The following is a 12295-nucleotide window of genomic DNA, read 5'->3' on the forward strand; positions in this document are numbered from 1 at the left end:
TTAAGCATGAGCTATCAAAATATATCGATTATTACAATCACAAGCGTATTAGGACAAAATTAAAAGGAATGAGTCCGGTACTGTACCGGACTCATTCCCAGAATATCGCCTAATAAAATAACCTGTCTAACTTTTTGGGGTCACTTCAATTAGCCTTTCTAATCCGTTGGCCTTTTCTATGTATTCTCATCTTTCTAATTTTAATAGACCCTTCCTAAATAAGATATGGTAAACTAAATGTTGGAAACGTCAATTCCGAGGGAGTGAAGTCATGGAACAGTTGATCGGGAAAAAAATGAAATATGATATTTTGAACGCATATGGCGTTACGATTGTACCAGCTGACTCTGTTCTGACTAGTGAATCATTACAAATATTAATAAACCATCGGATAGATTTATCATCGATTGCCCTTGCTTATGAGCATAAGCCGATTCAGCAATCAAGCATTCAAATTGGTGAGCTTGTTCAGCAAACGGTTAATATCTCAAAAGAGCTGTTTGAATCGATCTTAGTATCACGTAAGGTCCCGTTAATGGAGATTCGCAATGAGGTGCTGCCAGCTATTTTGCAGCTATCCAAAAATCAGGATATTTTCGAATTATTCGAAGCGGTGAAAGCCAAGGATGATTATGTATATGAGCATAACGTAGGTGTGGGCGTCATATCGACGCTTATCGGAAGATGGATGAATCTGGACAATTCAGAGCTTTCGATTTTGTCGCTTGCTGCTACCCTACATGATGTTGGCAAAGTAAAGCTTCCGCTAGAGGTTTTAAACAAGCCGGGCAAGCTGAATGAGGTTGAATTCCAATTAATTAAGAAGCATACCATTTACGGTTATGAGCTGCTCAAGGGTACGACGGGCTTAAGCCTGCGAATCGCTCGTGTTGCGCTTCAGCATCATGAACGCGAGGACGGGAACGGCTATCCACTCGGACTGAAAAAGGAAAATATCGATTTATTCAGCTCTATCGTAGCAGTTGCGGATATTTTTCATGCGATGTCCTCCAAGCGTCCTTATCACGAGCCATTATCCTTTCATGAAATTGTAAATCAGATGACAGATGGGAAGTTTGGCGTTCTTAACCCGCAAATTATCTCGGTATTTATTGAAAACCTGATGAAGCGATTAGTCGGCAAACAAGTGCTTCTGACGGATGGCCGAGAAGGTGAGGTCGTGTACATCAATCCGCACAATATTGAGACGCCTCTTATCAAGCTGGCAGATTATTTCTTGGATTTAAGCCAGGAGAGAAATATACATATCAAATCTATTATCGCTTAAAATATACCATCCTAAGTGCTGCTAACCAACATCTGTTGACTAGCAGCATTTTTTTGTATGAAGTATGTGTATTTCTACGATTATGCTCTATTGCCGCTTTTGAAAAGGGTAGATCTAGCCACTCTGTTTGGCTGTTTTTTTTGCTATAGTACAATTATTAACCGGAGGTGCCTGCATGCGATCGGGTCTTAGCAATCCTTTGACAAAATTGAACATAAAGCAGCAATTGATACTTTTGTTTCTCGTGATGGTGAGTCCGATTTTTCTACTGCATTGGTACGGCAATATGAAAGCAGAGCATTTGCTCAAAAACCATGTGACGAGCGCATATGTGGAGCTCATTAAACAAAACGATACCGTCATTAATCGTGACATGGATACGATCAGCAAAATAACGACGACGATTATTCAAAATCCAATTACGCAGCAGCTTGTCCCTACTGGGGCTGAGACGGTTATTGAGAGAGTACGGAAATACGATAAGGTCGACAAGCTGCTTGCGAGTAATTCGATTCCTCTTAATGGAGGAGAAGCCGTATATTATTCGCTGTATATTTATGACCCGAATGATTACTATTTTTTTGCGCCGAAGCGTCAGTTGACACAAACCGGGGTTTATTTTTTCTCCGATGCAGAGAAACCGAGCTGGTACGATGATGCGGTCAGTTATAAGAGCAAAGGTTACATGGAAATTATTGATTCAAATGTAGGGTTATCGCAGATCAGCACGCTTGCTTATATTCGTGCCGTTAGCAATGTATCTATTGGAAACGGTATCATTGGCGTTTTGGTCGCAACAAAGATGGATATGAAAATTAGCGAATCGCTGAAATCCGTTTCACTGCCAGACGGCAAGATCATGTTTATGGATTGGTCGAACCGCGTGCTCGCAGCGACTGATTCAAGTCTGATGGGGAAGACGTATGTACTGCCGCCTGCAACAGAGATTAAGGATGGGATGGAAGCGGTGGGCACTTTTGATGTCATGACCTCTGATTACATCTATGTGGTCAATTATAACCGCAACTTGAACAATAAACTAGTCTATCAAATTCCGATCAGCTCGTTATTAAAGCAGCAAAGCGAGCTCAAGCATGTCATCCAGCTCATTTCTATTGCTTATATATTGTTCGGCTGCGTCGTTGTTGTTTATTTCTGGCGCTCGCTTATGACGCCGCTTCAGAAGCTGGCGCAATTTGTTCGCACCTATGAGCCAGGCAGGCTAGTGCCGGAGACGCCGGGAAAAGGCCGGAATGACGAGGTCGGCGTACTCTTTGCCGCTTTGTATGATATGGCCCGCAGGCTAAATGTGCTTATTCATTATAAATATCATATGGACATCAAGCAGAAGGAGTCGCAGCTTCAGCTGCTTTACCAGCAAATTAATCCACATCTACTGTACAACACGCTTGAGAGTATTTACTGGAAGAGCTCGCTTGAAGGAAATACGGAATCCGCAGAAATGATTAAGGACTTATCGAAGCTGATGAAAATTGGCCTAAGCAGAGGAAGAGAGCTCATTCCGCTGGACGAGGAGCTTGAGCATGCATCCGCTTATGTCAGCTTGCAGCAGAAGCGATACAAATATGAGTTTCAAGTGCACTGGAACATTTCCGATGCCGCAAGAATGATTATGATTCCGAAAATATCGCTGCAGCCGCTTATCGAAAATGCGATTATCCATGGCGTTAAATTTATGGGCGAGGATGGCGAAATCCAAATTTCGGCCGTAGTTGAGGGCGAGCGGGTTACGATCAAGGTGGAGGACAACGGACATAAGGAAGTTGATTATGCCTCAATTGAGCGTTTATTAAGCAATGACAAGTCGGATCATAGTTTAGGTTATGGGATTCGTAACATCCAACAACGAATTCAGCTTCATTTTGGCAATGGATATGGAATGAGCTACAAGCGCGGTGACAACGGAGGCACGACGGTGACGATTATTTTGCCAACGAGCTATGATGAGACAAAGTGAGCATTGGGATGCGGACGGGGAGGATTATAAATGTACAATATATTGATCGTAGATGACGAGCCTTTAATATGTGAGGGTTTATGCAGTTTATTGTCTGCTTCCGGCATTAGTTTAGCAAATGTTTATATGGCACACAGCGGATATGAAGCGCTCGATTATTTGAGAATTGAAGAAATTGACCTGCTGATCACAGATATTCAAATGGGTTCGATGAATGGAATTGAGCTAATGCATCAGGCTAAGCTGCTGAAGCCATGGGTTCAGACGATCATCATTTCCGCTTATGAAACGTTTCAATATGCTCAAATGGCGATTCGACTCGGTGCAAAGGATTATATGATTAAACCGCTTAATAACGATCAATTTCTGGATTCCGTCCGAAATGTGCTGCTCAAAATGAATAAGCCTGCGGCAACGGAGGATCAGTTCTTATCCAAGCTGCATGAGCATTTCCATATGGAGGAGCCGCTCCCGAAGCGAACGGAGCTGTTTAATCAGCTGCTGTCAAGTTCCGAGGAGACACCCGAGGAAATAGCGAAGAAGTTGTATGAGCGCTACGCAATCAAGCTGAACGGGCCTTATTATGCGGTCATTAAGCTGCGCCTGAATTTATCGGATAAGGATCGGCAGATCCAAAGTAGGGATGCACTGCTGCTGCAATATGCTGCATTGAACATTGCGAACGAGCTGCTGGATAAGGAATGGAATCATGTGGCCTTCTATTCCCCCAATCAGGAGATTAGTGTACTTATTCAATGGGACGAGAACGAGTTTGGAGAAGCTAGTGTCAACAAAATTAATCAATTGGATATGATCGGGCGCAGCCTCTATTACAACATTCATAAATTTATCGGGCTGCACTGTGTCATAGGCATTAGTCAAATTGTGCGGGGCATTGGTTTCGTGGGCATGCTCAGCGAACAAGCGCGCAAAGCGATCTTGTGGAACCGTGAGCATCGTGATCATTATGTTTTTTATTACGGTGATTTTAATTGGAGCACCTATACGCAGGACCCTACTGCCGAAGAGCTAAGCGAACAGAATAGCCTCATTGTAGAGAAGTCGAAGGCATATATCGATCGCAACTTTGCTCAGAAGGGACTGACGCTGCATGAGGTCGCCCAAAAAAATCATGTCAGCCCGAATTACTTAAGCTATTTGTTCAAGAAGGATACAGGCTATAACTTATGGGAGTATGTAATAAAGCTTCGAATGGAGGAGAGTCGGAAGCTTATTTTGTATACCGATTTGCGAAGATACGAGATTTCGGAGCGCGTCGGCTACGAATCTCCTGAGCATTTTAGCAAAATATTTAAAAAATATTATGGGATGAGCCCAAGCGAGCTTAAGAAGGACGACAAGAAATAAGATGAAGTAAAAATAGCTATCATTGTCTTAGATTTGCACATTACCAGTTAGCCGCCTTGCTTCTAGAATGGTATAGAGCAATAGAAAAGAAATGAGGGAAACTCAGATGGAACAATCCGTTGTAGTAGGCGAGCCGCTCGATAGCAAGGTGCAGAGGAAGGCTGGCAGGTGGAAAAGACATATTTCGGGCTATTTGTTTCTGCTGCCCGCAGCTATTATTTTTATTTTATTTTTGTGGGTGCCGATCACGAAAGGCATTATTTACAGCTTTTACACGATCGATTTTGTAAAGGGAAATACGTTCGTGGGGTTTGATAACTACAAAACGATTTTTAACGATCCTGATGTATGGATTGGTGTCAAAAATACGCTGTACTACATGTTTTTATGTATGGTTATCGGCTTTTGGGTTCCTATTCTGTTTGCAATCGCGATATCAGAGCTGCGTCGCTTTCAAGGCTTCGTTCGCGTGGCGGCATATTTGCCGAACGTCGTGCCTGCTGTTGTGTTATACGGCTTATGGAGATGGTTCTATGATCCGGTAGGTCCGATTAACGGATTGCTGACGGAAGCGGGGCTTGACCAAATAGCCTTCCTAACGAATAAAAGCTGGTCAATGATTTCGCTTGTTGTCATGGAAACATGGCAGCAGTTCGGTTCAGGCATGCTCATTTATTTGGCTGCTGTTCTTAGTATCCCGCGTGACTGGTATGAGGCAGCAGAAATTGATGGCGCAGGCATATTCCGCCGTATCTGGCATATTACGCTTCCGTCGATTCGCGGATTGATTCTGCTTCTGTTCCTCTTGCAGTTGATTGCAACGACGCAAGGTTTCCAATCTCAGCTGGCCTTGCTTGACGGCGGTCCGAACAAAGCAACGCTCACTTACTCGCTGTTTATCGTCAAATATGCATTTACGAAGCTTGATTATGGGGTAGCCTCTGCGCTGGGTGTACTTATGTTCGTCGTCCTTGGCGGATTGGCACTTTTACAATTCAGGCTGAACAACAGGGGGGCGAGCAAGTGATGAAGAGCTTAGACAGAGGGATATTATCCAGTCACGATTTGCGCAGAAATAAAAACAAGGTAGGTTTTCTGCTTATTATCCTTGTCATTATTGCAATGGTTGCCTCGATGCTTTATCCCATTGCTACTGCATTGTTTAACGGTTTGAAAGCAAACACCGAAGTGAACTCGTTTCCGCCGCACTTTTTGCCTTCGGAATGGCATTTCGACAACTACCGAACAGGCTGGAATTTTATTAATCTGCCGCAGTTTTTGAAAAACACGCTTATGATTTTTGGCGGCAACATGATTATGACCATCGTCGTGCTTGGTTTAGCAGCCTTTAGCCTATCCAAGCTTAATGTTCCGTATCAGAAGGGTATCTACTTTTTTTTCATGATTACACTTTTCATACCGCCGAGCACTTATATCATTCCGAACTTTCTTAATCTGAAGGATCTTGGTTTGCTTAATACGTATGCGGCTTTCTGGCTGCCTGCCAGTGCGAGTGCATTCTATCTGCTGCTGCTTAAAAATTTCTTCGATGGTATCCATCATGAAATGATTGAAGCGGCTCGAATCGACGGTGCGTCAGACTGGAAATGCTTCAGCCTTATCGCGATTCCGCTTTCCATTCCTATTTTCTCCACGCTCGCAATATTTGTTTTCTCAACGGCATGGAACGATTGGTTCTGGCCATCGCTTGTGATGCACAGCGATAAGAAATATCCGCTTGCGACAGCCGTATATAAATACGTCATCAGTGCGCAAAGGCTCAATCTGAACATTCGATTCGCCATCCTTACGATGGTGATGCTGCCGCCGATTCTCGTGTTTCTGGCGTTCCAAAAGTTCATTATGCGCGGACTTCATCTTGGCGGGGTTAAGGGATAAGCAGTTCGTAGACATACACATGATCGGAATAAGAATACACCTCGCCCAAATGAAAACGTCTCCTTTATGATGAGGATGTAGTGAAAATACGAATGGTGAAGGGGAATATCGATGCTAAAGAAAAACGTGGCAGTGTTGATTTGTTTGGTCATGATATGCTCAATTCTTGCAGCTTGCAGCGGTGGCAACAAGGAGACCAACGATCCAAAAGAAACCGATAAACCAACGAATGCAGCGACAAACAATGCAGGCAGCAAGGAAACAGATCCTCCGAAGGAAGATATTAAAGACAAAAAAATTACGATCAGCATTTATTATCCATTGCCGGATCAGGTTGAGAACCGCAAGCTGGAAGATGACAAAATCAAACGTTTTAACGAGGTTTATCCTAACGTGGAAATCGTAAAAAGCGACTGGCACTACAACCCAAGCGAAATCGGCATCAAAATGGCAGCAAACGAAGCGCCGACATTTTTCAACACTTGGGCAACAGAAGCTAAGTTTTTGCAGGAGCGCGGCTGGGTAGCCGATATTACGGAGCTGTGGGACAGTTATCCATTCAAGGATCAAATCAATCCCGTGCTGCAAAGCCAATTTATCATTGACGGCAAGGTGTTCGGGGTATCCCAGAAAGCCTATGTTACAACTACGGTTGTTAACAAGAAGCTGCTTGACGAGAAAGGTGTACCGATTCCATCGTATGACTGGACATGGGACGATATGTACAACACTGCGAAAGCAGTAGCTGATCCGAAGAAAGGTATTGCAGGTATTGCACCGATGGGCAAAGGTACAGAAGCAGGCTGGAACTGGACCAACTTCTTGTTTGAGGCAGGCGGCGATGTTCAGACGATCGCTGACGGCAAAGTAACAGCAGCCTTTAATTCTGCCGCTGGCTTGAAGGCGCTAGAGTTTTACAACAAGCTTAGATGGGAAGCAAATGCAATTCCGCAGGACTGGGCACTTGGATGGGGCGATGCTGTCGGCGCTTTCGGACAAAGCCGTACGGCTATGGTTATAGCGGGAGCTGAGGGTGTACTTGAGCAAGCACTCAACCAAGGCGGCTTGAAGCCAGAGGATGTACTGACATTCCCGATGCCGGCAGCGGAGAAAGGCGGCAAGCATACAGGCGTACTTGGCGGCGATTACCTCGTGATCAATCCAAATGCAACGAAGGACGAACAAGAAATTGCTTTCCGCTATATTACATTCGATTACTTTACGGATAAAGGTCTAGAGTCGCTTGAAACCGATATCCAAAAACGCCAAACAGAAGGCAAATACTATATTCCGCCGCAAATGAACTACTACAGCCCTTCATCGGAATACGGTCAAAAAGCACAGGCTATATTTGATAAATACGATAACGTCTACAAATATAACGCAGAATCCGATTCTTTGCTTGACGGCAAACCTGAAGCACAATACAACACGCAGGATTACTATGGCGAAGTAACGAATGTGCTGCAAGAGGTTTTCTCCAAAAAAGGTTCAGATCTTCAAGGCTTGCTCGACAAGTCTGCCAAGGTCGTGCAAGAGAAATTTTTTGATTCTATTAAAGTCGAATAGCTAAACGGATTGATCGAAAGAAAGCCTCCCCAATTCATCTTTAAAGGGGAGGCTTTTTATTATTTTCTAGCTTTCTAAATCTTCTGTTTTCGTATGCACGCTGTCTTCTTCATTATCCCGAATGGTCTTTTGCAAAACGAGGCAAGAAACGATTAAGAAAGCACCGGCAATCGCGTAGTAGCCTTTTACGTAAAGCGGCTCCTCTAGCGTGTAAATACCTATATACTGAGCAAGAATGGCAATGATAAAGCCGGCCCAAGCCATGAACGAAAAGGCGGAGGTATTGCGGCTTCTGTAGCCTGGGTTGTAGTCTTTGAGAAACTTATCCTCGTCATTGTCGCGCGCAACCTTCTGCAGAAGAAATGAAGTGATAATTAAAAGTATGCCGGTTACAGCGTAATACCCTTGCACAGACATTGGCTGTTTAAGCGTGTAAATACCGATGAATTCGAAGCCACATGCTATAAGAAAAGCTGCCCAAGCCATGAAGGTATACGTTGGGGTATTGCGGCGGCGATAAAAATTTGCTGGTTTGCGTACTTGCATCATTTCCATTTTTTCCATTTGAGAAAGCCTCCCGAATCGATTTGTTGTTCATGTCTTTAGTTTACATCATATGCCAAAACGCAAAAGTACCAACTTATTGTAGTACCAGGTACTAGGGCGTGACTGAAAACCCGTTCAGTGGCACCTTTCACCGCCTTTTCGCCCCCTGCTTCGTTCCGTCTGCTTGACGTACCCCGGTACGCCTTCACAAACGCGCCTTGCATGGAACGAAAATTCAGCAAAATTTGCTGTCTTCAGAGTTCTCAGACATGCCCTAGTAAGAAAGGAATTGACAATGAGAATGGTTATCATTAGAATGCTTGTTAATATGCTCTGCAAGGAACCATACATAAAAGGCTGAACCATCATGATCAAGTAGTCGGCTTTTTCTTCGGTCGATCTATGAGCAGCACAAAGTAAACGCTAGAGGAGCTGAACTCGGAAAGTGGAGTGGAATGATCTTATTAGGCTTTGGAACCACGCCTCAATTAAGGTGTTGGATGTTCGTCACCATAGGATGAAACTTGGCGATAGGCTGCAATCCTACCGTCTTCCAGCAAGCGGATTTTTATATACGACAATTGGCAGCGCAAATGTATGTTTGGACGGTCATCTATATAAGGCGGAGCGATTTCATGTGCTGCATGGGGGCAAAGGAATGTGCTTGGATATAGACAGGCTGGAGGAGGATTTTGATTATTACTTAATCTTCTATAAAGCACTTATCCCGCATCCTTGCAGGCAAGAGATTTTATCTCTTATTGAAAATAACAACCCGTTCCATATGCAATATGGCTTCGCCCCGCAATACCCGATCCCACTGTTTCGAATTGTTAACGTAATGGTACAGGAGTGGCAAATATCGCATTCTTTGGAGAGATTTCATGTCAATACGTTATTTCATCAATTTGTTTATGAGGTATTCATTCAGCTGCAAAAGCAAGATGTATCTCTATCGAAGCCTGACCTAGCAGCTCAAGCGCTTCGTTATATTCATGATCATTATATGGAGCCGATTACGCTCGAGCAGTTGGCGCAGACCTTAAGCTATAGCGCCAAAAACTTGTCCAAGGTGTTTAAAAAGGAAACAGGGCATAGTCTCATTGATTATGTCATTCAGGTGAGAATTGATCATGCGAAGGAGCTAATGAAAAATACATGCGCAACCATTCAGGAAATTGCGGAAAGCGTTGGTTATTCCGATCGCTTATATTTCACACGGATATTCAAAAAGGTTGCTGGCGTTTCGCCAGGCAGGTATAAGGACCGTTTGAAAAATACTAGAAGCGGCGCAGATCGTCTATATAGATCGAGCCGATCGTCCATTGTTCCAGGGAGGCTCCGGCGTTACAATGTGTATCGTTATGATAATCATTATCAATACAAAGGAGAGAATCAATTGCCCATGTACAAAGGATTGAAATTATCAATGGCGGCAACCCTGTTGTTTTGTTTTGCTTTATTTATGAGTGCTTGTTCTACGGGGACGTTAAATACAAATACGACAACCGTGGAATCAAAATTAACGACGAAGGGGGAAGCAGCTCCCTCCAACAAGCCTCAAACGGAGGCTCAGACTAGAGTAATCACAACGATAAAAGGTGATATCGAAATTCCTTCGCATCCCGAACGGATCGTTGTTGATCTGTACTTGGGCAGCTTTATTGCACTTAATGTCAAACCAATCGGTACGCCAGAATTGAATTTGAAAAATCCGTATTTTTCAGACGCGCTTGCAGGTGTGGAGAATATTGGAGAATACGAGAGTGTATCGCTAGAGAAAATAATAGATTTGCAGCCGGATATGATCGTTACAGGTAATGAAGCAGCTTATGAGCAGTATAGCAAAATTGCACCGACGATCGTTGTTCCTTATGGCGAACTAAAAAATACGCATGAAGAATTGACCTACTTCGGCAAATTGTTAGGGAAAGAGGCAGAAGCGGAAGCATGGTTAGCTGATTACGACCAGCGTATTGCAGCAGCCAAAGCAAAGGTTGAAAGTGCCATTCCAAGCGATGCTGTGTTTTCTGTCATGCAGGATTGGGGAGGGAATACGGGCGTATTCGGCGATAATTTCGGCAGGGGCGGACAAGCAGTCTATCAAGCACTTGGACTTAAGCCGCCAGCTAAAGTAGCGGTGCAGCTGATGAAGGAGCAAATTGTTGAGGTTTCTGGAGAGAAGCTGTCTGACTTTGCTGGCGATTATATTATATTAACGTCTGATACGCTAACGCTTGCAGATTTGAAAACCGAGCCGATTTGGAAGCTGATTGATGCAGTTAAAAATGATCGCGTCTATATTTGGAGTAAGGAACGCTCATGGTATTTTGATCCGATTGCTACGCTATCACAGACAGAGGAACTAGCTAATTGGCTCGCAGGTGCGAAATAAACGAATCGTTGAAAGCATTGATAGAGATAACAAAAGTCAGTTTTGTACAAAAAAATGGTGACTTTTGTCCATTGTCACAATGAGGATGGTATCCTAAACTTTAATAAGTGATAGTGATAATCAATATCAAAAATAAATTGATCATGACTGACGTTTGGAGGCAAACGATGAACGAACAATTGGAACTCTATGATGTAACGATAATTGGTGGTGGCCCAGGTGGGTTATATACCACTTTCTATAGCGGCATGCGCGATTTAAAAACGAAATTAATTGAAGCGCAGGATCAACTCGGCGGGCGAATGCTCACTTATCCTGAGAAAATTATTTGGGATGTAGGCGGGGTAACACCGATTCGCTGCGAACAATTAATTGCGCAATTGATTCAACAAGCCAAAACCTTTGACCCGACGATCGTGCTCGGACAGCAAATTACGGACTATGAACGATTGGCTGACGGAACTTTTATGCTAACTTCATTAACTGGGGAGAAGCATCATACAAGAACGGTCATTATGGCAATCGGTTACGGAATAAAAAAATTAGCGAAGCTGGAGATTGAAGGGGCTGACCGCTATGAAGTAACGAACTTGTACTATACTGTACAGGAGCTGGAAAAATTCCGCGATAAGCGAGTGCTCATTTCTGGCGGCGGCGATTCCGCAGTAGACTGGGCTAATGAGCTGGAATCCATTGCAGCCAGCGTAACGGTCGTGCATCGCCGCGACAGCTTCGGCGGGCACGAGAGAAATGTTTCCAGGATGAAACAATCCTCTGTAAATGTTCTTACGCCATATCAAGTGCTTGCGCTTCATAGCAGTAATGGGGAAAGTATCGAGAAGGTAACAATTGCACATATGGAAACGGAGGAAAGCAAGCAGATTGAAGTCGATGCTGTCATCGTCAATCATGGAATGAAAAGTGATTTTGGACCCATCCGTGATTGGGGTCTTGATATGGGAGTATGGAATGCGAACGTTGGGGAGCGGATGGCTACTAATATTCCGGGCATCTTCGGCGCAGGCGATTTCGCGAGCTTCGGCAGCAAGGTTGGGCTTATTGCAGGAACGTTTACGGACGGCGTCTTGGCACTCAACAGCGCGAAGCTGTATATGGATCCGGAAGCTCCAGAGATGGCTTATGTTTCTTCTCATAACGAGCGTTTTAAGGAGAAAAATCGGGAGCTTGGCGTAGTAGAAGAAGAATAGTATACCGTTTAATCAGAAAGCATGAGCTTCACAGCCATCAGCAG

General features: G+C 44.0%; 10 protein-coding genes and 1 pseudogene. 9 read left to right on the forward strand and 2 right to left on the reverse strand.

What is annotated here, in order from left to right; all coding sequences use genetic code 11:
• The 7 genes from AC1DOV_RS07395 to AC1DOV_RS07425 form a co-directional block, all read left to right on the forward strand.
• Nucleotides 1-113, forward strand: a 113-nt coding sequence (locus AC1DOV_RS07395; protein WP_477549805.1) for an IS3 family transposase, incomplete at its 5' end; no start/stop codon positions are given.
• Between the two features lie 158 nt (nucleotides 114-271).
• A complete protein-coding gene (locus AC1DOV_RS07400; protein WP_441879355.1) occupies nucleotides 272-1288 on the forward strand; it encodes an HD-GYP domain-containing protein in 1017 nt (338 codons plus the stop codon).
• Between the two features lie 175 nt (nucleotides 1289-1463).
• Nucleotides 1464-3266 carry a sensor histidine kinase gene (locus tag AC1DOV_RS07405; RefSeq protein ID WP_339207479.1) on the forward strand — a complete coding sequence of 601 codons (1803 nt, stop codon included), beginning with the start codon at nucleotides 1464-1466 and terminating at the stop codon, nucleotides 3264-3266.
• A 30-nt stretch (nucleotides 3267-3296) separates the two neighbouring features.
• Nucleotides 3297-4634 (forward strand): response regulator transcription factor, encoded by a 1338-nt coding sequence (locus AC1DOV_RS07410; protein WP_477549609.1) that lies wholly within the window; start codon nucleotides 3297-3299, stop codon nucleotides 4632-4634.
• A gap of 106 nt (nucleotides 4635-4740) precedes the next feature.
• Entirely contained in the window at nucleotides 4741-5661 is a 921-nt protein-coding gene (locus AC1DOV_RS07415) for a carbohydrate ABC transporter permease (RefSeq protein WP_477511574.1), read from the forward strand.
• Nucleotides 5661-6533, forward strand: coding sequence for a carbohydrate ABC transporter permease (locus tag AC1DOV_RS07420; RefSeq protein ID WP_076271011.1), 873 nt, complete (start codon nucleotides 5661-5663; stop codon nucleotides 6531-6533). The genes AC1DOV_RS07415 and AC1DOV_RS07420 overlap by 1 nt, the downstream gene beginning before the upstream one ends.
• A gap of 111 nt (nucleotides 6534-6644) precedes the next feature.
• Entirely contained in the window at nucleotides 6645-8102 is a 1458-nt protein-coding gene (locus AC1DOV_RS07425) for an ABC transporter substrate-binding protein (RefSeq protein ID WP_477549610.1), read from the forward strand.
• 66 nt (nucleotides 8103-8168) lie between these two features.
• Here the strand turns inward: AC1DOV_RS07425 and AC1DOV_RS07430 are convergent, their stop codons facing one another.
• Together AC1DOV_RS07430 and AC1DOV_RS07435 are read right to left on the reverse strand one after the other, a co-directional pair.
• Nucleotides 8169-8366 (reverse strand): YiaA/YiaB family inner membrane protein, encoded by a 198-nt coding sequence (locus tag AC1DOV_RS07430; protein ID WP_256711064.1) that lies wholly within the window; start codon nucleotides 8364-8366, stop codon nucleotides 8169-8171.
• A 60-nt stretch (nucleotides 8367-8426) separates the two neighbouring features.
• Nucleotides 8427-8648, reverse strand: a pseudogene (locus AC1DOV_RS07435) (YiaA/YiaB family inner membrane protein); the annotation flags it as partial.
• A 445-nt stretch (nucleotides 8649-9093) separates the two neighbouring features.
• Between AC1DOV_RS07435 and AC1DOV_RS07440 the strand changes: the two are divergent.
• Nucleotides 9094-11043: an AraC family transcriptional regulator gene (locus tag AC1DOV_RS07440; protein ID WP_477549611.1), complete on the forward strand. Its 1950-nt coding sequence runs from the start codon at nucleotides 9094-9096 to the stop codon at nucleotides 11041-11043.
• A 167-nt stretch (nucleotides 11044-11210) separates the two neighbouring features.
• A complete protein-coding gene (locus AC1DOV_RS07445; RefSeq protein ID WP_076271014.1) occupies nucleotides 11211-12251 on the forward strand; it encodes an NAD(P)/FAD-dependent oxidoreductase in 1041 nt (346 codons plus the stop codon).
• Nucleotides 12252-12295 lie beyond the last annotated feature (44 nt).

It is taken from the genome of Paenibacillus sp. 01T47 (assembly GCF_056398245.1).

Bases quoted from the DNA above. Each gene is read 5' to 3' on its own strand.
- AC1DOV_RS07400 (WP_441879355.1), top strand. From the start codon at position 272: ATGGAACAGTTGATCGGGAAAAAAATGAAATATGATATTTTGAACGCA.
- AC1DOV_RS07405 (WP_339207479.1), top strand. From the start codon at position 1,464: ATGCGATCGGGTCTTAGCAATCCTTTGACAAAATTGAACATAAAGCAG.
- AC1DOV_RS07410 (WP_477549609.1), top strand. From the start codon at position 3,297: ATGTACAATATATTGATCGTAGATGACGAGCCTTTAATATGTGAGGGT.
- AC1DOV_RS07415 (WP_477511574.1), top strand. From the start codon at position 4,741: ATGGAACAATCCGTTGTAGTAGGCGAGCCGCTCGATAGCAAGGTGCAG.
- AC1DOV_RS07420 (WP_076271011.1), top strand. From the start codon at position 5,661: ATGAAGAGCTTAGACAGAGGGATATTATCCAGTCACGATTTGCGCAGA.
- AC1DOV_RS07425 (WP_477549610.1), top strand. From the start codon at position 6,645: ATGCTAAAGAAAAACGTGGCAGTGTTGATTTGTTTGGTCATGATATGC.
- AC1DOV_RS07430 (WP_256711064.1), bottom strand. From the start codon at position 8,366: ATGGCTTGGGCCGGCTTTATCATTGCCATTCTTGCTCAGTATATAGGT.
- AC1DOV_RS07445 (WP_076271014.1), top strand. From the start codon at position 11,211: ATGAACGAACAATTGGAACTCTATGATGTAACGATAATTGGTGGTGGC.